Raw genomic sequence first — 20,140 nt, 5'->3', positions numbered from 1 at the left:
GTTATGGGATGGTGGTCACGATCCGCTCGCGGTCCAGATACCGCGTCGCCCATCCGACGAGGGCGAGCAGGGCGGCGGCGACGGCGACCAGCACCCCTTCGGTTCCCCAGCCGACGACGACCTCCTCTCCGGCCAGACCGGCCGAGAGCGAGAACGAGAAGATCACGCCGAAGATGATCGCCATGTTGATGATCTGGTTCTCGCGCATGCCCAGAAGGAGCTGGACAAAACCGAGCAGCCCGGCGGCGACGGCGATGAAGGCCGGGACCACGACGAGGACGTGAAGCACGACCGGCGCCGGGGGGAGGACGATCCCCCGGTCGACGACCGAGGCGACGCCGGCGATGATGCCGGTTCCGGCGAGTGCGAGAAGGTACGCCGGGAGGGTGATCCCGACGACCTTTCCGGCCCAGATCTCCCTGAGCGAGAGGGGGGTGCAGAGGAGGGTCTCGATCGTCCCCTCGGTCTTCTCCCGCAGGAAGGCCTGTCCCGAGAAGATGTAACTCATGAAGATCCCGGTCACGGTGATCACCATGAAGATCAGTGCACCGATGGAGGCTCCGCCTTCCGCCCCTGACCCGATGGTCGCCGTCCCGGAAAAAATGACCGTGACGAAGAGCGCCGATACCATGAGCTGGCGGGAGCGGATGATCAGCCCGGCCTCTTTGCGCGCCACGGTGAGGATATTGTTCATGCCGATCCCTCCGCCTGCCTGACCACAGAGAGATAGATCTCCTCCAGGGAGCGGTGGTCTTTCCTGACCTCTTCGATGGCGCAGCCGGCCTCCACCATTGCCCGCACCAGGGTGGGGACGTCGGCGCCGTTGAGGCGTGCAGAGACCTCCTCCCCATCCCGCGAGACCACGGCGACCCCCTGGGCCGCTGAGAGGACGGCGAGCGCCCGTTCGGCCGAGGACCTATCCGAGAGGGCGATCCTGACTTCAGTCCCGCCGCCGCTCCGCAGCCGCTCGAGCGTGTCGAACGCCCGGATCCGACCGTCGTGGAGAATGGCGACGGTCGAGCAGACGCGCTGGACCTCGTCGAGGTTGTGGGAGTTGACGACGACGGTCATCTCCTCCTCGCGCGAGAGGTCGGCGATCAGGTCGCGCACCATTCTCTGCGCCTCGGGATCGAGGCCGGCCGAGGGCTCGTCAAGGAAGAGCACCTCGGGATCGTGGAGGATCGCCCGCCCTATCCCGAGTTTTCTGCGCATGCCGGTCGAGAAGGTGCCGACGAGGCTGTCCTTTCTCTCGGTAAGTCCGGTGAACTCCAGGATCTCCCGCACCCTTTCGTCCCTGCCAGAGACCCCGTAGAGGCGGGCGTAGTAGTCGAGGTTTTCTTCGGCCGTGAGACGGTCGGATAGCCCATCTTTTTCCAGGAGCGCCCCTATCCGCCCGCGGAGACGGTCGGATCCGGCCATGTTCTCACCGAAGACGAGTGCATTCCCGGTGTCCGGTCGCAGGAGGCCGAGGAGGCAGCGCATCGTCGTGGTCTTTCCGGCGCCGTTCGGCCCGAGGAAACCGAAGACTTCGCCCTTTTTCACCGAGAAGGTGATGCCCTTGAGCACCGGCCTTCCTTTGAAGGCTTTCTGAAGATTTTCGACAGTGATTATGTTCATGATCGCTCCTTTCCGGGATTGAGGAGGGAGATTGCCGCTCTATCCACGATGAGCAGGAGGGCGCCCGAAAGGAGGAGGGAATCGGATTTTTTCATTCCACGTCCCCCTGCCTGAAGAACCACCACTGGAAGATCTTTGCCGAGACCGCCATCAGCAGGATCGAGGAGAGGATGACGTTGGTCGAGGAGAGGACGAGGAGACCCATATTCTCCGCCCAGAAGAGGACGAAGAGGTAGACGAGGGTGACGAACCAGGAGTAGGTGATCCCGTAGGCCCCGATCCTCCGCGTCCGCTCGTCCTGCTCTGGCCCCTCGTCCTTCCGCATCGCCCGCGCCCCGGCGAAGATGAGGATGACGACGCCAGAGGTGACGAAAATCCCGGTGGTGGCGTCGGAACCGATCCCGGTGAGGTGCTGGACGACCCCGATAGCAAGGAAGAGAAAGCCGAAGATCACCCAGAGTCTGATGCGGCGTTTCATTCCTGTGCCTCCCGTCTGGCGAGGCACCACGAGAAGGCCGCTGCGCTGAAGACCATGAAGAAGAGGAGGGCGGCGAAGACGCCCCTCATATCGAAGGCGATCAGTTCGAGTTCGTTCGCCCAGAAGAGGGCGCAGAGGAGGATGAGGGTGGCGAACCACGACCACGATGCCGCCGCCCCATCGATCTTCCGCGTCCGCTCGTCGGACTCGATACCGTCGCCGAAGCGGCGGTGGTTGAAGGCGCCCATCATGACCATCACCGTCCCGACGACGATGAGCAATGTGGAGAGGGCGGTGTCGACGGCGGCGCCGCCCACCCGGAGAAAGATGCCGACCGCCGCCAGGACGAGGCCGGCGCCGGTCTGGAGGATATAACGCGTCTTCACGTGCATCACCGATTGTGAGATATATCTCACGTTATGTTAGATATTACTAACATCGGGTATTTTATCGTTGTGGTATATTTCTAACATCCGGATCGCAGAAATCGGCAGGTTCATTCTTATAGGCGTTGAAATCTAAAAGTGTGGCATTAATAAAGCGCTTTGGCATTTTATCGGTCGCCAGGATCAATGCGGCGATCAGCCTCGTGATAGGGCTCATCCTGAGCGTCCTCTGGATCGTCTTCACCGGCGTTACCGGGGTCGCCAGGGGTATAAACAGTGCCGCCATCGGCAGCGCGGCAATGAACGGGGCGAGCGGCCTCGTCGTCATCATCTTCGTCACGATTGTCTATGCGATCGTCGGTTTCGTCGCCGGTGCCCTGGTGGCATTCCTCTACAACGTCGCCGCCGGGTGGTTCGGCGGGATCGAGATGGAGATCTCGGACTGATCTTTTTATCTGGCCCGGCTACCCCCTATCGGCGGGATGTGGATCGTCATCTTCTGGACCCCGTCTCCTTTCTTTCCGGTCACATTGTGGATGAGGCGGATCCGCCCCCTTTCTCCCTGCTGCCCCCGGGCGCTCTTTCCAGCCTGTAGGTTCCGCAAGGGGCCACGATCTCAAAGCGCGCCCCCTGGCCCGGTGTCCCGACTTCCCTGATCGAAAGCCCGGTGATCGCGAGGATCTCCCTGGCGAGGAAGAGCCCGTAACCGGTGTTCTTCCCGACACCCCGCCTGAATATTTTTCTCTTCTCCTCCTCTTCGATCCCGACCCCGTCGTCCTCGCAGACGATGATCAGGCTGTCGCCCTCTTCTCTCACGGAAAACCCGATCCTGCTCACGGTGCCGCCGTGCCTGACGGCGTTGTCGATGAGGTTGGTGAAGACCTTTTCAAGGAGGGGGTCGGCATAGATAAGCACGCCGCTGATCCCGTTTTCAACGACGATATCTGAGCGATACAGCGTCATCGAGGCGTCCCTTACCAGGCGGCGGACGTCCTGCCAGGCAGGATTGTGGACGCCGATGTCCTGGTAGTCCCTGGTGAAGGAGATCTGGTGGCGGATCACGTTTGCCGACTCTTCCGCCTTCTCGACAAGGGCGACCGCCTCCGGCTCAAGGCTGAAGTCCCTGACGAATTCGAGATACCCGAGCAGGGCCGTGAGCCGGTTCAGGACGTCGTGGCGGGTGATGTTCGAGAGCAGGTTGAGTTTCTCGTTTGCCCGCTTCAGCGTCTCCTCAATGTGTTTCCTCGCGGTGACATCCCGCTTGTTCTCTCTCCTGCCCATATAGGTGCCGTCTTCCCTGAAGACCGGCTGGCAATAGTGGCTGATCCACCTGACCTCGCCCTGTTTCGTGACGATCCTGTACTCGATGTGGCCGACCCCTTCGTTGTCGTGGAGGCCGTCGCTGTAGTGCCGCTCGACCGCCTCCCGGTCGTCCGGGTGGGCGATCCGCACCTGCAGGGTGGGATCGTCCATGAATTCCCCGGCAGAGTATCCGGTGATCCGTTCGCAGGACGGCGATACGTAGAAATATCTCCCGCCAGGCCCCAGCCACGCCTCCCAGTCGTAGGTGAAATCGGCGATCGTCCGGTATTTCATCTCGCTCTCCCTGAGGGCCTGCTCCATTCGTTTTCTCTCGCCGATATCGACGATGACGCCGACGATCCCTGCGACCGCCCCGCCTGAGTCGAAGAGTGCGGTCTTTGAGAAGAGGACGTCCCGCCGCTTCCCGTCCCTTTCCGTGATGGCGAACTCATAGCGCTGGACATGGGGGCGTTCGACGATGAGCCTGTCCTTGTCCCGGTAAACGTCGGCGTACTCCGCGGGGAAGAAATCGTGGATCTCCCTGCCGATGATCTCGTCCCTGGACCTTCCCGTGAGGTCCTCGAAGGCGCGGTTGCAGTCGCGGTAGATGCCGCGGGTGTCCCGGTAGAACACGGGCGCCGGGATTGCGTCCATCAGCGCCTGGACATAGTTCACCTTCTCGGTGAGGGCGATCTCCATCCCTTTTCTCTCCGAGATGTCCAGGACGGTGCCGACGAGCACCCTGACGCCGCCGATAGTGGTTGCCGAGCCGCGGATCTCGACGGTGATGGTCACTCCGTCTTTGCGCACCCCCGTAAACTCGTAGACCTCTTTGCTGCCCATCTCCTGCTCGCGGAGTCTCTCTCTGACCGTGTCCCGGTCGCCGGGGTGGACGATACTGAGGAGGGGCATGCCGGCCGCGAGTTCCTCGACGGTATAGCCGAAGATTGCGGCGAACCTGGGGTTGACGTAGGTGAATCGGCCGTCGAGCAGGATATAGATCCCGGCCGGAGACTGCTCTGAGAGCACCTTGAACTTCTTCTCGGAGTCCCGCAGCGCTTCTTCGGCCCGCTTCCTGTCGGTGGTATCCCTGCCGACAGACTGGTACTCAATCGGAGCGGCACCTCTGTTAAAAATTGCCCGGTCGACCCATTGCTGCCACCGAACATCGCCGTTTTCCAGCACCACCCGGTGCTCGATGCTGCCGACGGGGTTTTGCGGCGTGAGGCTCTTGAAATGCTCCTGAATAATGGGTATCTCTTCTTCCGGCACCTTTGAAAAAAATGGTTTTCCAACGATTTTTTCGGGAGTCGTACCGTAATATCGGCAGAACGCCTCGTTTGCAAACACCTGTGTCCCGTCGGGGCGGAACCGGCTGATCAGTTCGGTCTGGCTCTCGACGACGGCCCGGTAGCGCGCCTCGCTCATCCTCAGCGCCGCCTCTGCGCGGGTGTTCTGGACCGCCTGCCTGATCATGTTTTTCAGCTCGGCGAACTGGCTCTTCGGGTCGCCGCCCTTCTGGAGGTAGAAGTTCGCCCCGTTGTTGAGGGCCTCGATGACCACGTCCTCCCGCCCGCGGCCGGTGAAGATGATGAACGGGGCGGTCTGGCCGCGAGCCCTGACGGCCTTTAAGAACTCTATCCCGTCCATCTCCGGCATCTCATAATCTGAGATGATGGCGTCGAAGGACCTGCCCCCAAGTACGTCGAGGGCGTCTGATGCGCCCTCGCATCTCGTCACCGAAAATTCACCTCCCCTCTGCAGATAAAGGCTGGTGACATCGAGAATCATGGGATCGTCGTCGACGAGCAACACTGAGATCATGGTTGTCCTGATCATAGATGGTGTCTGCGCCGTTTTAACTTGCGGGGACGGCGCTCACACTCCCTCCGTCTGCCGTGCCGGACAGACATTGCAGATGGAGAAGGGTACGTCCTCCTCTTTGTCCCGGATCGGGCAGTAATATTCGTTCCCTCGTCTTTCGACCGCGAAACCTCCGGGAAATGGGGTGCCGACCGGGTGACCGGGCCCGCCCTCGACGAAGATCGTATAGCCGGTGACGAGGTAGTAAAAGAGGGTGTGAAGGGGGTTTGAAAAACCGATGTCGGTCTGCGAGCCCTTCCTGTTGAGGCACCCGCCCGGGATCAGGGCGACGAAGGCGGAGAAATGTTCGGGGTCGGGTATGGGCTCGTCCATCCGGGCGAAAGCCCCTGATCGGTGGCTGCACATCAGTCTATGATATGCCCCGAAGATCTGCTCCTCGAAGTACGGCCTCACCCGGCTCCGGTAGGGCTCGGGGAGCGCTTCGACCTCGCGCCTGATCCCCCCGCCGATCCGCTGGAGGTCATACAGGGAGAAACGAGCCGCCTCTTTTGCAATCGCTCTCCCGAGTTCTCCTCTTGTCCGGCATTGGGATAGGCGGCTGGCGGCCCTGGCGATCTGTCCGGCGTCTGGTTGGGGCATCCTGTGAAGAGTGTCGTCGGTGAAAACGTTTCAAGGCTTTGGGGACGGTTCAGGGCCGCCTTCGGTTCACCACCTGAACCGCTCCTGTTTCTGCGCTTTTTCCTCGAACGGGATGAGCACGTAGCCGTGAACCTTCCTGCCGGGATCGAGGTCGATCTCCAGGTAGAGTTCCTGCTCCCTCTGCTCCATCGCCACAGCGGCCGGATCGGCCCCGATCTCCGCGAAGCCGAGGCCGGCAAGGTCCTGCTCGATGCTCTCCAGCGATCTACCTTCGGCGGCATCGAGGATCGATTCGGCCGTCTTCATCATGCCGATCTGATAGTCTCTGTCGACCATGCTCTTCCCTGTCGCGGCAGGGGTATAAATCCTGTGCAGGTGCGGTCGCACCCCCCGGGGCATCTGTTCGTAAAGGCTGATAAACGCTGGCTTTTCGAGAATAATGGCGATTTTAATAACGTATTTATAATTTTGGCGCCTGAAAATTCTGTTATGAAATATTCGACTCTGGTGATTTTACTCTCCTTCCTGATCTCGGTGACCCTTGCTGCATCGGGGTGCACGGGTGTCCAGCCGACCGACACCATGACGCCCTCGGAGACGACCGTCCCTGAGACGCCGACCGTACAGCCGACGGTGACCCCGTCGCACAGCGTGGACGAGATGGTGGCCTTTGTCCGGGATGCGGTGGCGTTTGCGAACGAGCAGGGAAAAGAGGCCGCACTCGAGGTCTTCTCCGATCCGAACGGCTCGTTCACGCGGGGAGACCTCTACATCTACGCCTATGACTTCGACGGGACGACCCTCGCCCACCCGATCAACCAGGAGAAGATCGGCGTGAACCGGCTGAACGAGACCGACGTTGTGGGTAACCTCTACATCCGCGACCTGCGTGACGTTGCCGAAAATGGCAGCGGTTTCGTGTACTTCTATTACATCGACCCGGCGCAGAACCTGACCGTGCAGCCGAAGCTCGGCTATGTCGAGCGGGTGGACGAGACCTGGTGGCTCGGCTCGGGCATCTACGGCGTCGAAGCGCCGGCGACGGCCTGAACCTGCCGGTCCCCTCCCCTCTATTTTCCGGCCGCGACCCGCCCGGTGCTGTAGCCGATTGCGATCGCCATCGTCGGGATCAGCAGGTAGCGAAGACCGATCTGTCCGAAATACGTCGGTATATCCATCCCGGATATCGGGATGAGGAACAGGAGGTCGAGCGCCCAGTTCATGGCGAGCCAGACCCCGCCGGTGATCACGCCCTCCCTGAGGTGGCCTGACTGCACCCCTCCAAACCAGAGGACCAGGAGCGCTGCCCCAATGATGCCGCCGATGACGATCATGACGCTTTTGAAGAGGAATACGTCGATGAGGAGGAAGCCTTCTGGGCTATAGAAGGGGACCGCCGCGAGGAACGGGATCAGCCAGGTCAGGCCGCCATATGCCATGAGCCTGACCGATTTTTTCAGCCTGTTATCCATATGCTGGTTCTCTCCGGTGATGGGTATGAGGATTTCCCGCCCTGCCCCTGAACGGTGCAGACATGGATTTTATTCACCTTTTCAGATCAGGGAAGACAAGGACCGCCACCAGCGCTCCGCCCTGTACCGGCACCCGGTGCACGGCGGCATGCAGGTGCTCTCTCCGGATCCGATCGTTGACGATCTCCTCTATCAGGGTGATCTGATCGCCGTTCACCGCCCGCAACGGTGCAATGAACCCGTCGTTTTCCACGCCGTAGATAATGCCGTATCTTCGAAGAACGCCCCCCCGGATCTGCCGCATGATTGCAGGAACGATCTCTTCGATCGCATAGGTTGACGGTTTCTGGATCACAAACTCCTTTGACCTGAACTCCAGTGCATCTTCCTGCTCAAAACGGCTGTCGATTCCTCGATGCTTGATCTGATCGATCATGTGGCCGAAGACCGATCCGAAATGCCCACACTCGAGGTGGTATCGCCAGTACTCGCAGAGGAGCATCTGCAGGATGGACCGGGTGTTCAGGTTTCGGGAAGCCCTGCAGAGGCCGAGCAGGGTGGCGCCGTACGTCCCTGCCCCGTCCGGCATCTTCAGGTTGTTTTTGACGCTCAGCGATCCGATGACGATCGGATCCCCGGCGGTCTCTTCGCCGGCATGCCAGAGTGCAAGCGGTTTGCTCTCGAATATGCTCTGATAGATCTCGTCAGTCATGCCGGGAGAGGGCCTGATCCTGGGTATCCTCTCGGTGACATAGCATATTCTGCATCCGGGATGGTTTTTGTGTATGACTACTCTCCTTCCTTCAGGGGTATTTTCAAAAAGAGCCTCTCGGTCGTCCTCATATTTGTATGTCCTCGGTATGAGATCGAACCGTTCAGATAACTTCGGGGCATAGTGCGTCTGTATCAGTTCCCCGAGAATTTCGAACAACCCCACCTCACCCAAAGTACTTTATAGTCCCGGATCGACCTTTTTCCCATGAGCACGTTTACCAATTTCGCGATCCACCACGAATATGCCAGCCTTGCAGCTCTGGGTGATCGGCTGGGTGAGGTCAGCGGTCTGATCGACTGGGATGCCTTCCGCCCTCTCCTTGCTGACCTCTACACCAACGCCGAGGGGCGAGGCGGCCGTCCGAACTATGACGTCGTTCTGATGATCCGGCTGCTGGTGCTTCAGCAGTGGTATGGCCTGTCTGACCCCGAACTGGAGCGTCAGGCGACCGACCGGATCTCGTTCCGTCACTTCCTGGGATATCCGGAAACCATTCCGGATCGGTCGACGGTCTGGCTGTTCCGGGAACGCTTGGCGCAAACCGGGAAGGATACCGCGATCTGGGATGAGTTCCAGCGGCAACTCGAAGTACAAGGGCTCGCCATCAAACGCGGTGTCATGCAGGACGCGACGTTCATCACCGCCGATCCCGGGCATGCTCCTGCCGGCACGCCCCGGGGAGATCAGGCAGAGACGCGGCGCAGCCGCGACGGCACCTGGGCCAAGAAGGGCTCGAAGTCACAGTTCGGGTACAAACTTCACATCCTGCTCGACAAGGACAGTCAGCTGATCCGCCGGATTGAGACCACCACGGCGTCACTCCATGACAGCAGGATCGATCTCTCCCGGGAAGGTGAGACGGTCTATCGCGATAAAGGCTATTTTGGGGTGAAACCGCAGGCATCTATGGACAAGACCATGCACCGGGCCGTTCGCAACCATCCCCTCTCCATCAAGGAGAACCGGCGGAACAAGGCCATCAGCAGAACACGATCGCTGGTGGAACGACCGTTTGCCGTGATCAAGCGGGTGTTCCATGCAGGCCACCTCATGGTCACGACGGTTGCCAGAGTGCACGTCAAGAACATCTTCTCCTGCATGAATTTCAACTTCAGGCAACTTCTTACCCTCAAAGCGCAAGCTGCCGAGCGATAGCTCTCGAGAAAATCCAAAAAACCCTCTAAATGCAGGGGTTCAGGAAGGAAACGGCTGAACAGCGAGGGGAAGAGGGCAGTCGGGAGCGAGTATCTGATGGCAGGGAGGAGTTAATCGCAATTCTCCCCCGAATGTTCTCCGGTGCTCCTGCAGATCCTCCTTCCGGGCGATGTAATCGTCATAAAATTCCCGGAAGCCTATTTCTGTTCTGAATATCCTTCCTTTTGTGATCCTACCCCGCGTCTCTCCCATGACGATCTCACCCCCGGCCGCGATCCGCCCTGTCCGGATAAGTTCGTCGAGGTCCCGGGGTTCCAGCGGCACCTGGACCGGGACGGCGAACCCTTCGATCTCGACGGTCAGGCTGATCTCGCCGATCTGATCCCAGGTCACCTGGTGCGGGTCTATCCCCCAGAACCGGGCGTGGCCCATGCTCCATCTGGCGGATTTTTCGTAGGCCGAAAAAAAGAGTTTTGCGTCGATATCTTTGATGATCACCGCCCTCAGCACATTCTCCGAGGAGAGGATCTGCTGCGCGGTGATGATCCCTTCGGGCGTTTCTACGAGGGATGGGGCTTTTTTGCAGTGGACCAGCAATATGGTGTTATTCAGGAGGAGGATCCCGACGATGTTTCTGTCCTTCGCTCTGGATGTGGTGGAGAGGTGGGAGCGGAAGGCGTCGATCAGATCCTCTATGCGGGACTCCCTGTGGTAGCCGGGATCGCTCAGGATCTCCAGGATCCATTTTTTGACCCCGGCGATCCTTGGCCGCACCTCGTCGAAGGCGCGCCGCTCTCCGAGCGCTCTCGACTCAAAAAACTCTATCAGGGTGTGTATTTTAGGATCTACCGCTATCTCATCCCGTATCAGGCAGTCCCTGAGTTCCCGTTTTTTAAGCGCATTATAATTGTATTTTAACTCCTCTATTCTTCGTTCGCCCCACCAATCAAAAGATTTTAATATCTATAATGCGCTTATTAATTAAGCATATGAAACCCCTCACCCGGATCAAACGTATCAAAGGGAAGGAGTACTGGTACGAAGACACCCCCTACTACGACCCCGAAACAAAGCAGATCCGGCACAAATCCCGATATCTCGGGAAAAACATCGACGGAAAACCCGTCAAAGTACGGACCGAAACCGCCGGTGCATCCATCGCCTCCGTCCCCACAAACGCCTATTCTCACGGTCCGTTTCTGCCTCTCCTGGCAATCATCAAGGACCTTCACCTGGACGATTATCTCTCATCATTGACAAGCGAGATCGAAACAAACGTCATTTTAGCACTCTCCATGAACCGGGTCGTGCGGCCGCTGGCCATGCACCTGGTCGCGTCGTGGTACGAAGATACCTCCCTCTTCCTGACAAAACCGGACCTCCCCCTCTCCAGCCAGCGGATCAGCGAACTCCTCTTCGAAATCGGTGAAAGCGGCGTTCCCGACGCTTTCATGACCTCCCTCCTCAGGGGCATCGGTACCGACTCAACCCTGATCTACGACATCACCAGCCTGTCAAGTTACTCCCGGCTCATCCCGCTCCTCGAACACGGCTATAATCGAGACGGCCTGGACCTGCCGCAGATCAACTTCTCACTCATCTTCGACACCGAGCATGCGATTCCGGTCATGTACGATATCTATCCCGGCAGCATCGTCGACGTTGTCACGCTGAAGAACACCGTCCACAGGCTCGGCGCGCATGGCATCCACAATTATACCATGGTCCTGGATCGCGGATTTTTCAGCCAGGGAAACCTGGAGGAACTCCTTCAGGAAGAGATATCCTTTGTCATTCCAGCCCCACTCACCCTCAAACAGGTGAAGGAAGTGCTGACGGAAGCACAGCGGGATCTCGAAAGCCCGCAGTACCTGCAGATATATCAGCAGGATCCGATCTTCGTGAAACCCGTTACCCTGACGATTCAGGGAAGTGTGGTTTTTGGATTCTGCTATTATGATCTGAAACGAGAGCAGACGGAACGCAACCTGTTCTACATTCGCCTGCATGACCTTAAAGCGAAACTCGAATCGAGTCGGATTCCCGGGTGGCGCAGGCCTGAAGAAGTATTCAAGGAGCGGGCGGGAAAGATGGCGAACTACTTTTCATGGCAGGTGGTCGACAACCGATTCCAGGTTGAGATCCGGAAGAATGCGGTCTCGCAGCGGGTAAACCGAATGGGAAAACAGATCATCCTCGCCCACAGTTCGCTCGACTGGCAGGAATGTCTCACGGTGTACCGGGAGCGCGACGCGGTGGAGAAGGCGTTCCGAACGTTGAAACAGGACATTCAGGTGATGCCCCTCAACGCGAAGAACGAGTCTTCGATGAAGGGATTTCTGTTTGTGACCTTCATCAGCCTGATCCTGAGGATGCGGTTGTTGAAGTGGATGAAGGAAACGGGGCTGATGGAGGACTATACGCTTGAGGGGATGCTGCTGGAACTGGCCAAGATCAAGAAGATCAAGCTTGCCAATGGCGAGATCATGGTGACGGAGATTTCGCGGAGGCAGAGGGCGATCCTTGAGAGGTTGGGACTATGTGCTTAATTTTCGGGAAGTCAGGGCAGTCATCTCCCTCATGATCAGGCCGGTTCGCTGCCTTCTGAAAAAAATAAATTTTTCGAGGGTACGACCCCTCATCCCGGAAAATATGGTTTGAATCTCCGTAATCGCGATGATTGTTCCGGATGCCGCAATACTCTGCGTCGTTCACACGCTTCCCGGCAGAGGGTAAAATCGATGTATTATATATGTATATTTATTTTGTCCGGCGACGTTCCTCTGGCATTATGTCGATATGCCGCGGGGCCGCCGTGCACCCGGGCGATGCGGTGAGCATTCGGAGGTATGGGGCCCGCAGGTCTGCATCCTGCCAGGAGAGGTTCGAAACACCTTTCACAACCTTAATCTCTGGAAGGGCCAAAGATGGCACAGGATGATAGACGCCTCCCCGAAGAAAGGTCTCGCCGTCATGGGCATCTCCACCGGGCTGCTGCTCGGGCTTGCCGGAACGCTCGCTCTCCTCTTCACGGCGGCGGCGCCCCTTCTTGCCGTCTTAAACGCCCTCATCTTTCTGATGACCGCGGGGATCATCCTGATCTGGCTGCGGATCGACGGTCTCCCTGACGGTTTTGTCTGGGGGGAGATCGCGGGGTTCACGGTGCTGGAGATCGCGATCTGCGTCGTGTGCGTGATGGGCTGACGGATTTTCACCGCCCGATGCACGCGAAGTCGATGTAGCCGTTGTATGGGTCTGTCTTCATCAGGCGGACGCGGACCTGCTTCCCGACGAAGAGGCCGCCCTCCCCCTGCATGACCCGCCCTTCGACCGGGGGAGCGGTGAGCCTGACATAGGTTCCTTTCTCTGAGGCGCCGGTGACCAGCGCCTCGAAGGTCTCGCCGATCCGGTCCTGGAGCAGCACCGCGGCCGCCGCCTTTCGCATGAAGCGCTCCACCTTCTGCGATGCCTTTTCCCGGTCGGTCAGCCATGCGGCGAGGTCCTCCAGGTCCTCGCGGGTATAGGGGCAGTCCTCTCCGGAGAGGGCGGACTTTAAGAGCCGCTGGATGATGAGGTCGACGTAGCGCCGGTTCGGGGCGGTGCCGTGGGTGTAGTCGGTGATCGCGAGGCCGAAATGGCCGTAGGGCGGTTCGCCGGGATCGAGGGGGAGGTAGATCCCCGGCCCGATCAGTTTCACGATCGTCAGGGAGAGGTCGGGGAAGCGGTCAGGGTCGGCCTTTTTTCGCCGGTCAAGGAATTTCGAGAGGGCTTTCGAGTCGGGTTTCGCCGGCAGGCGTTCTCCGTATTCAGCGGCGGCCGCCACGATCCCGTCCCAGTTTCTCGGCGTCAGGACGACCCGCTGGATCATGGGAATGCCGGCCCTGTCCAGATATGCCACCGTGGCGCCGTTCGCCCCGATCATGAACTCCTCGATCAGGCACCGCGCCGCGTTCTGCCGCTGGACGACGAGGTCCTTCACGGCTCCCCCCTCCATGACCGGTCCGGCTTCGATCGTTTCGAGGTCGAGTGCCCCCTCTTCTGCCCGATATCTTTTCAGGCGGCAGGCGGCCTCGTGCTGGAGGAGAACCTGCTCCTCCAGGCCGGGGAGGTCGCGGAAGATCGCGGGCGGGTCTCCAACACCTTCCAGCCAGTCCCCGACTTCCTCGTAGACGAGCTTCGCCCGGTTGCAGACGACCGCCCGGTACACCTTTCCCGGCCTGGTGCTTCCGTCCGGAAGCACGGTGTATTCGACGACGATCGCCGGACGTCCCGGGCCTGGCAGGAGGGAGGTGATCCCTTTCGAGAGACGGTCAGGGAGCATGGGGAAGGTTTCGACGCCGGTGTAAACCGAGGTGCCGTTGTGGGCGGCGTGCCGGTCGGTCGCCGACTCTTTCGGGACGCAGACGTCCACGTCGGCGATCGCCACCCTGACCAGGATCTCCCCGCGGGGGGCGCGTTCGCAGTATTCGAGCTGGTCGAGGTCCTGTGAGTCGATGTTGTCGATGGACGACCAGAGGAGGGAGCAGAGGTCAGGAACGCCGTCCGGGATTGCCGGGGCCTCGATTGTGCCGACCTCCTGCTCGACGGCATCGGGGAAACCGGGCTCGAAGCCGTATCGCCGCATGGCGTCCCATGCGATCGCCTTTAAGTCGATGGGTGTGTGGTCGTTCATTGGCGGTCGAAGGAAGATCGGTCCGGGGGCATAATTATCTTCTGGAATGTGTCCGGCCGGACAGATCCGGACAGAAGGCGAAAAAGCGAGAGTCTGCCCTGGATAGGGTGTAACTCATCAAAAAGAGAGATTCTGCCGCCCCGGGCGGTATCGGGGCGGCAGGGGTATTTTGCGGACGGGCAATCGGGGTATTCTTGAAAGGAGGGGGAGGGGTGCCTCACGCCGGTACAAACTTCGTGCCGTAGGAGATGACGCCGCTCTCTCCGTCGGTGCCGAGACGTCTAAAGACTGACTTCACCGGCATGCCGATATAGACGTCCTCCGGGTTTTCGACGACCACCTGTGCGGTCATTCTCGCACCCTCCTCAAGCTCAACGATGGCGAGGACGTACGGGGTGAGAGCGGAGAACTGATCGCTTGCCGTCCTGATCACCGAGTAGGTCACGATCTTTCCCGTGCCCTTGAAGGTGTGGGCGACGATCTTGCCGTCGCGCCGGCAGTCAGGGCAGAGGTTCCGCGGCGGGAAGAAATACCTGCCGCAGACCTCGCAGTGCGTCCCCTCCAGGTTGTAGCGCTGAGGGATCTTTCTCCAGAAACGTGGTACCGACATTTCAGGTCCTCCCGAAGATATGGGCGGCGACCGTCGCACCGGTCCCGCCGACGTTGTGCGTCATACCGATCTCGGCCCCGGCGACCTGCCGCTTTCCGGCCTCGCCGCGGAGCTGGAGCACGGCCTCATAGACCTGCTTGATCCCGGTGGCCCCGACCGGGTGGCCGCAGGCCTTCAGCCCGCCCGAGGTGTTCACCGGCAGGTTGCCGTCGAGGGCGGTATAGCCCTCGGCGGTAAGCCGTCCGGCCTCGCCCTTCTTGCAGAACCCGAGGTCTTCGATGGCGCAGATTTCGGCGATCGTGAAGCAGTCGTGGACCTCCACGAAGTCAATGTCTTTGCGCTCGAGTCCGGCCATCTTGAACGCCCGGTTCCCGGCGGCAACGGTGGCGTCGAGGGTCGAGACGTCCCGGCGGTCGTGGAGGGCGATCGTGTCGCTCGCCTGTGCGGTTGCGAGCACCTTGATCGGGGTGTCGGTGAACTTCTTCGCCATCTCCAGGGGTGCGACGACCACGGCGGCGGCCCCATCGGTGATCGGTGAACAGTCGAAGAGCCGCAGGGGGTCGGCGACCATCGTGGAGTTCAGCACCGTGTCCAGGGTGATCTCTTTCTGGAACTGTGCGATCGGGTTTCTGGCGCCGTTGTAGTGGTTCTTTATCGCCACCTGGGCGAGATGCTCCCGGGTGAGGGGGTAGCGGTGCATGTAATCTGTTGCGATCATCGCATACAGCCCGGGGAAGGTCGCTCCGACAAAGCCTTCCCACTCGCGGTCTGCCGCCGCCGCAAGGGCGTCGGTGGAGAGGCTGGTGTCCACGTCGGTCATTTTCTCGACGCCGGCGGCGACGGCGATGTTCGTCATCCCGCTGGCGACCGAGATTACGGCCTCGCGGAAGGCGAGACCGCCCGATGCGCATGCGGCCTCGACGCGGGTTGCCGGGATGTTATCGGTCGCAAGCCCGGAGTAATCGGCGATCAGGGCGCCGATGTGTTCCTGCTCGATAAAGCGCCCTGCGCTCATGTTACCGACGTACATGGCGTCGATCTGCTCGCCCGCGAGGTTTGCGTCCTCGATTGCCATGACGCCTGCCTCAACAAAGAGGTTCCTGAAGGAGCGGTCCCACCATTCACCGAAATTGGTGCAGCCCACTCCTATGACTGCCACGTCTCTCATTTTTGCACCATGATCTTACCTTTGTGTTTGGCGTACCTGGCATAATCGACATAGATCGGGTTTGCGAGGAGCCCCTCCACCGAGGGGGCGGCCCCACGGTTGAAGACCGCTTCGTCGAGGATATGGTCGGTGACCGTGATATCGAAGGCGTCGGACCCGGCGCCCGAGCCGAAGGAGGTGACGAAGATCCGGTCGCCGGGTTTTGCCACGTCGAGGGTTGCGGCGAGCCCGACCATCGAAGCACCCGAATAGGTGTTTCCAAGGCGCGGCACGACCAGGCCAGGCTTGATCTGCTCCTTCGTAAAGCCGAGCATTCCTGCAACCCGCTGGGGGAACTTGGCGTTGGGCTGGTGGAAGATGGCGTAGTCGTAGTCTGAAGGTTTCGTGCCGGCCTGTTCGAGCATCATCCTGGCCGCTCCCTGCACGTGCTTGAAGTAGCCCGGGTCACCGGTGAACCGTCCGCCGTGGCGGGGGTATGCCTGCCCTTCGCGGCGCCAGAAGTCCGGGGTGTCGGTGGTAAACGAGCAGGTCCGGTTAATCTCGGCGATAGGGTCGTCGTTGCCGATGATCATCGCGGCCCCGCCGGCGGCGGCCGTGTACTCCAGGGCGTCGCCTGGCGCTCCCTGTGCCACATCGGCGCCGATTGCAACGCCATATTTTACCATGCCGCTTCCGACAAGGCCCATGCAGGTCTGCATGGCCGCTGTGCCCGCCTTGCAGGCGAACTCGTAGTCTGCGGCGGTCATCACCGGGGTGGCCATGATCGCCGCCCCGACGGTTGCCGCCGTCGGCTTGACGGCGTAGGGGTGGGACTCGGAGCCGACGTAGATCGCCCCGATGGCGTCGCGGTCGAGATCTCTCCTGAGGAGGGCGTTGCGCGCCGCCTCAACGGCGATCGTCGCCGTGTCCTCGTCCATGTCCGGGAGCGACTTCTCCCGCACGCCAAGGCCGCCGGTGATGTCTGCGGCGTTGTCGCCCCAGACACGGGCGATCTCCTCGAGTTTTATCCGGTATCTGGGGATATATGCCCCATAGGTTATGATGCCTACCATTCTTTCTCCCTCAAAGTGCTCACAATCGTATCGACGTCCATAGACGTGCAGAGTACCGTGATCCGGTCGGTTTCGGCGAGGCGTTTGACCAGCGGGTGGACGTGCTCGATATCCAGCCCCTGCAGGATCACGCAACGGGGCTTGAAAGGTGTCACCCTGATGGCGACGAGGGGGGACTTTCCGGTCGAGACGTTGGTGAAGATGAGCGCCCGCTCGGTGCTCCACCCGTAGATGCGGTTGAACTCGTTTGCCGAGAGCTGCAGGATCGCATTGAGGCTGTTCACCACCGTGTAGCCGAAGATCGAGAGGTCGAGCGAACCACAGAGGGGTTGTGCATCCACCGCTTCGGCAAAAGCCGGAAGAAGAACCGGGCCTGCGTAATCGTGCATGTCATAGATGACGTCGTCGTTGTCGAACTGGTTGTACAGGATCCTGGAAAATCGCTGGATGTATTTGCCGCCGTTCTCCTCGTCGATCGAGAGAATCGTATCGACGATTTTTCCGACAACGGCGGTTCCGGGGCTTTTGCGCCGCCCACCCTCGTAGTCTGAGATGACTGAGGGGGAGACGCCGAGCCTCTCTGAGAGCGTCCCCTGCGGGATGCCGAAACTCATCCGCCATTTTTTCAGCGCTTTCCCCGGCGAGTCCGAGAGCGTAATCTCACCTGCCATCTTCTCAGCAAGCTGCTTACGCAATTCGGAGTTCATGGATGTAGATGTTGACCGGGCACATTAAATAATTAACGAATGCCTCATCGACAATCTACGAAGTCGAGGTGATAACTCATATATAGGATGCATCTCAATTGTGGTATGTATGATGGATGCAGGAGATCTCCAGTGTCTGAAGGTCGTTGCGCTCATGGGCGGCCTGCGAAGTTCGGCCTGGATGTCCTCCCAGTCTCTGGGGAACGCCCTGAACATCAGCCCGCAGACGGCCTCGCGTCGCCTGAAGGCGCTCGAAGCGGCAGGACTGATCACGCGCACCGTCAGGCCCGACGGCCAGTACGTCGCCGTCGCCCCTGCCGGGGAGGAGGAACTGCGGCATGAGTTTTCGGCGTATACGCGGATATTTTCTCCGGAAGGTGGATATTATGTCCTCAAAGGGGCGGTGATCAGCGGCCTTGGCGAAGGGCGGTACTATATCGATCATCCCCAATACCGTGAGCAATTCCTCGAAAAACTCGGGTTTTATGCCTACCCCGGCACGCTCAACGTCCGTCTCGACCCCGAAAGCGTCAGGGTGAAACGCCGCCTGGAAGGGCTGGTCTGGATCGGGATCGAGGGTTTCGAGGCCGACGGGCGATCGTTCGGGAGTGCCCGGTGCCTTCCGTGCCGGATCGGTGACTGTCCGGGTGCGATCATCGAGCCCGGACGGAGCCATTATCCCGAAGAGATCGTCGAGATCATCTCGCCGGCTCCCCTGCGCGAGACCTTTGGACTGCATGACAATGATATCGTACAGATAGAGGTAACCCATGATTGAAGATGCATGTGCCGCCCTGAAGGCGGGCAAATTTGTCCTGCTCTATGACTTTGACAACCGCGAACGCGAGACCGATCTTATCATCCGTGCCGATGCGGTCACGCCGCATGACGTGATGACGATGCGCCGGGACGGCGGCGGCCTCATCTGCACGGCCGTCCACCCCGAGGCCGCACGGCGTCTCGGCCTTCCCTTCGCCTCAGACCTCCTGAAGGGCATTGGGGCCGCCGAGCAGACCGGCGACATCCCGTACGACCGTAAAAACCATTCTTCATTCTCGATCTGGGTGAACCACCGGAGCACCTTCACCGGCATCCCTGACCGTGACCGGGCAGTGACCATCAATGCCATTGCAGACCAGGTTATAAAATCTCTCAACGGTGGCGGACACAACTTCGCTGCCGAATTCAGGACCCCGGGCCACGTCGCTCTTCTGAGGGCCGCAGACGGATTGCTCGATGTCCGGCGCGGTCAGACCGAGCTCTCGATTGCCCTTGCCGAAATGGCTGGCACAACGCCGGCCGTCGTCGTATGTGAAATGCTCGACAATGATAATGGTCTTGCTCTTTCAAAAGAGGATGCACAGGCATATGCACGGAAAAACGGGCTTGTATTTATCGAAGGACAGGCTGTTCTCGATCGGTGGGACCGGATAAAGGCCTGATCTCCTGATCCCGCCGCTCTGTCTTTTTTTCGGTCTGGAATGATAAAATTTCCTTCTAAATAAAAATAAATTGTTTTCAATTGCTATGCGCTCTCTGTATTAGATCGGAAAACATAAATGATAATGAATTTGAATAATTTGTATGAAAAAAGATGCCGTAGCCTACCTTGTGACGCGGAAAAGGGGCGACGTAGAGCATCAAAAAGAGATTCTTGAAGAATTTTGTAAATATCGGTTTACCATCAATCAGTTCTTCAACGATCACCGCATCAGCAGCACGCCCTTGAGAAAGCGTGATGGTTATAACCAGATGCTCGAATACTGCCAGGAAAATGAAATAAAGTTTATCCTGTTTCTCAGCCTCTCCGCGCTCTCCCGAAACCCCGATGCCAGTGTAGAAGAGCTGAAAATCCTGATAAGTGAGGGTTATGTCCCCTTTTTTGCCAGAAGTGATTTTATAGGGTATTATGATGATCCTGCCCTTCGCGCCGAGGCTATTGGCGATTTTATCGCCTATATTGAGACCTACATGGAAGGGGTGAAGAAGGTCCAGCCCCCCCATCCGAGACAGGAGGCACTCTCGCGAGGCACGATCGGCAGGCCACGGGCACTGAACGAGGGGCAGATCGAGGCCCTGATCACGGTCAGGCGCTCAGGGACCAGCATCTCCCAGATCTGCAGGATGTTCAACGTGAGCCGGAGCACGGTCTCGAAGATCCTCACCGATCACCCTGAACTTAAGGGCGAGTGGAAAGGAAAACGTCAGTCTGCCGAATCGGCTGAAAGCGAGTGATCGTGCGGCCCTCAAACGGGCCTATGGCATCTTTTTTGAGAGATCCCA

Annotated in this window: 23 protein-coding genes; 8 read left to right on the top strand and 15 right to left on the bottom strand. The window is 59.6% G+C overall.

The window, feature by feature from the left end:
- Position 1: 1 nt before the first annotated feature.
- From HWN36_RS08145 to HWN36_RS08130, 4 genes are all read right to left on the bottom strand, one after another.
- A complete protein-coding gene (locus HWN36_RS08145; protein ID WP_176788889.1) occupies positions 2-694 on the bottom strand; it encodes an ABC transporter permease in 693 nt (230 codons plus the stop codon).
- Positions 691-1,617, bottom strand: a complete 927-nt coding sequence (locus tag HWN36_RS08140) for an ABC transporter ATP-binding protein (protein WP_176788888.1) — start codon at positions 1,615-1,617, stop codon at positions 691-693. The genes HWN36_RS08145 and HWN36_RS08140 overlap by 4 nt, the downstream gene beginning before the upstream one ends.
- Positions 1,618-1,708: 91 nt before the next feature.
- Positions 1,709-2,095: a hypothetical protein gene (locus HWN36_RS08135; RefSeq protein WP_176788887.1), complete on the bottom strand. Its 387-nt coding sequence runs from the start codon at positions 2,093-2,095 to the stop codon at positions 1,709-1,711.
- Complete coding sequence (locus HWN36_RS08130) at positions 2,092-2,481, bottom strand: hypothetical protein (RefSeq protein ID WP_176788886.1); 390 nt, start codon at positions 2,479-2,481, stop codon at positions 2,092-2,094. Before HWN36_RS08130 ends, HWN36_RS08135 begins: the two co-directional genes overlap by 4 nt.
- Before the next feature lie 140 nt (positions 2,482-2,621).
- On the opposite strand from HWN36_RS08130, the gene HWN36_RS08125 reads away from it, so the two are divergent.
- Entirely contained in the window at positions 2,622-2,927 is a 306-nt protein-coding gene (locus HWN36_RS08125) for a DUF3566 domain-containing protein (RefSeq protein WP_176788885.1), read from the top strand.
- Positions 2,928-3,006: 79 nt separating this feature from the next.
- Here the strand turns inward: HWN36_RS08125 and HWN36_RS08120 are convergent, their stop codons facing one another.
- The 3 genes from HWN36_RS08120 to HWN36_RS08110 all read right to left on the bottom strand — a co-directional run bounded on the left by HWN36_RS08120 (position 3,007) and on the right by HWN36_RS08110 (position 6,582).
- Positions 3,007-5,607: a hybrid sensor histidine kinase/response regulator gene (locus HWN36_RS08120; RefSeq protein WP_176788884.1), complete on the bottom strand. Its 2,601-nt coding sequence runs from the start codon at positions 5,605-5,607 to the stop codon at positions 3,007-3,009.
- Between the two features lie 54 nt (positions 5,608-5,661).
- A complete protein-coding gene (locus tag HWN36_RS08115) occupies positions 5,662-6,246 on the bottom strand; it encodes a DUF2115 domain-containing protein (RefSeq protein ID WP_176788883.1) in 585 nt (194 codons plus the stop codon).
- Positions 6,247-6,312: 66 nt separating this feature from the next.
- Positions 6,313-6,582, bottom strand: coding sequence for a hypothetical protein (locus tag HWN36_RS08110; protein ID WP_176788882.1), 270 nt, complete (start codon positions 6,580-6,582; stop codon positions 6,313-6,315).
- 153 nt (positions 6,583-6,735) lie between these two features.
- Here HWN36_RS08110 and HWN36_RS08105 point away from each other — a divergent pair, with 153 nt between their 5' ends.
- Positions 6,736-7,296: a cache domain-containing protein gene (locus HWN36_RS08105; RefSeq protein WP_176788881.1), complete on the top strand. Its 561-nt coding sequence runs from the start codon at positions 6,736-6,738 to the stop codon at positions 7,294-7,296.
- A gap of 20 nt (positions 7,297-7,316) precedes the next feature.
- On the opposite strand, the gene HWN36_RS08100 is transcribed toward HWN36_RS08105, so the two are convergent.
- Positions 7,317-7,718, bottom strand: a complete 402-nt coding sequence (locus tag HWN36_RS08100) for a hypothetical protein (RefSeq protein WP_176788880.1) — start codon at positions 7,716-7,718, stop codon at positions 7,317-7,319.
- Between the two features lie 73 nt (positions 7,719-7,791).
- On the bottom strand, positions 7,792-8,430 hold the full coding sequence (locus HWN36_RS08095) for a hypothetical protein (RefSeq protein WP_176788879.1): 639 nt from the start codon (positions 8,428-8,430) through the stop codon (positions 7,792-7,794).
- A 267-nt stretch (positions 8,431-8,697) separates the two neighbouring features.
- Here HWN36_RS08095 and HWN36_RS08090 point away from each other — a divergent pair, with 267 nt between their 5' ends.
- Positions 8,698-9,648 (top strand): IS5 family transposase, encoded by a 951-nt coding sequence (locus HWN36_RS08090; protein ID WP_176787388.1) that lies wholly within the window; start codon positions 8,698-8,700, stop codon positions 9,646-9,648.
- A 39-nt stretch (positions 9,649-9,687) separates the two neighbouring features.
- On the opposite strand, the gene HWN36_RS08085 is transcribed toward HWN36_RS08090, so the two are convergent.
- On the bottom strand, positions 9,688-10,422 hold the full coding sequence (locus HWN36_RS08085) for a hypothetical protein (RefSeq protein WP_176788878.1): 735 nt from the start codon (positions 10,420-10,422) through the stop codon (positions 9,688-9,690).
- Between the two features lie 215 nt (positions 10,423-10,637).
- Here HWN36_RS08085 and HWN36_RS08080 point away from each other — a divergent pair, with 215 nt between their 5' ends.
- On the top strand, positions 10,638-12,197 hold the full coding sequence (locus HWN36_RS08080) for an IS1634 family transposase (protein WP_176788877.1): 1,560 nt from the start codon (positions 10,638-10,640) through the stop codon (positions 12,195-12,197).
- 388 nt (positions 12,198-12,585) lie between these two features.
- Positions 12,586-12,852, top strand: coding sequence for a hypothetical protein (locus HWN36_RS08075; RefSeq protein ID WP_176788876.1), 267 nt, complete (start codon positions 12,586-12,588; stop codon positions 12,850-12,852).
- A 7-nt stretch (positions 12,853-12,859) separates the two neighbouring features.
- Here the strand turns inward: HWN36_RS08075 and HWN36_RS08070 are convergent, their stop codons facing one another.
- From HWN36_RS08070 to HWN36_RS08050, 5 genes are all read right to left on the bottom strand, one after another.
- The gene (locus HWN36_RS08070; RefSeq protein WP_176788875.1) at positions 12,860-14,320 is read right to left on the bottom strand and encodes an RNB domain-containing ribonuclease; all 1,461 of its coding nucleotides are present in this window, start codon (positions 14,318-14,320) and stop codon (positions 12,860-12,862) included.
- 217 nt (positions 14,321-14,537) lie between these two features.
- Positions 14,538-14,930: a Zn-ribbon domain-containing OB-fold protein gene (locus HWN36_RS08065; RefSeq protein ID WP_176788874.1), complete on the bottom strand. Its 393-nt coding sequence runs from the start codon at positions 14,928-14,930 to the stop codon at positions 14,538-14,540.
- Position 14,931: 1 nt separating this feature from the next.
- Entirely contained in the window at positions 14,932-16,098 is a 1,167-nt protein-coding gene (locus HWN36_RS08060; RefSeq protein ID WP_176788873.1) for a thiolase domain-containing protein, read from the bottom strand.
- Positions 16,095-17,150, bottom strand: a complete 1,056-nt coding sequence (locus tag HWN36_RS08055; RefSeq protein WP_176788872.1) for a hydroxymethylglutaryl-CoA synthase — start codon at positions 17,148-17,150, stop codon at positions 16,095-16,097. Before HWN36_RS08055 ends, HWN36_RS08060 begins: the two co-directional genes overlap by 4 nt.
- Positions 17,144-17,857 (bottom strand): helix-turn-helix domain-containing protein, encoded by a 714-nt coding sequence (locus HWN36_RS08050; RefSeq protein WP_176788871.1) that lies wholly within the window; start codon positions 17,855-17,857, stop codon positions 17,144-17,146. Before HWN36_RS08050 ends, HWN36_RS08055 begins: the two co-directional genes overlap by 7 nt.
- Positions 17,858-17,966: 109 nt before the next feature.
- Here HWN36_RS08050 and HWN36_RS08045 point away from each other — a divergent pair, with 109 nt between their 5' ends.
- The 3 genes from HWN36_RS08045 to HWN36_RS08035 all read left to right on the top strand — a co-directional run bounded on the left by HWN36_RS08045 (position 17,967) and on the right by HWN36_RS08035 (position 20,092).
- Positions 17,967-18,635 (top strand): DUF120 domain-containing protein, encoded by a 669-nt coding sequence (locus HWN36_RS08045; protein WP_176788870.1) that lies wholly within the window; start codon positions 17,967-17,969, stop codon positions 18,633-18,635.
- Complete coding sequence (gene ribB / locus HWN36_RS08040) at positions 18,628-19,299, top strand: 3,4-dihydroxy-2-butanone-4-phosphate synthase (protein ID WP_176788869.1); 672 nt, start codon at positions 18,628-18,630, stop codon at positions 19,297-19,299. The genes HWN36_RS08045 and ribB overlap by 8 nt, the downstream gene beginning before the upstream one ends.
- A 142-nt stretch (positions 19,300-19,441) precedes the next feature.
- A complete protein-coding gene (locus HWN36_RS08035) occupies positions 19,442-20,092 on the top strand; it encodes a recombinase family protein (RefSeq protein WP_176788868.1) in 651 nt (216 codons plus the stop codon).
- Positions 20,093-20,140 lie beyond the last annotated feature (48 nt).

Origin of the sequence: Methanofollis tationis (genome assembly GCF_013377755.1) — an archaeon.
Lineage (GTDB): Archaea > Halobacteriota > Methanomicrobia > Methanomicrobiales > Methanofollaceae > Methanofollis > Methanofollis tationis.
This window is presented reverse-complemented; position numbering and strand designations above follow the sequence as displayed.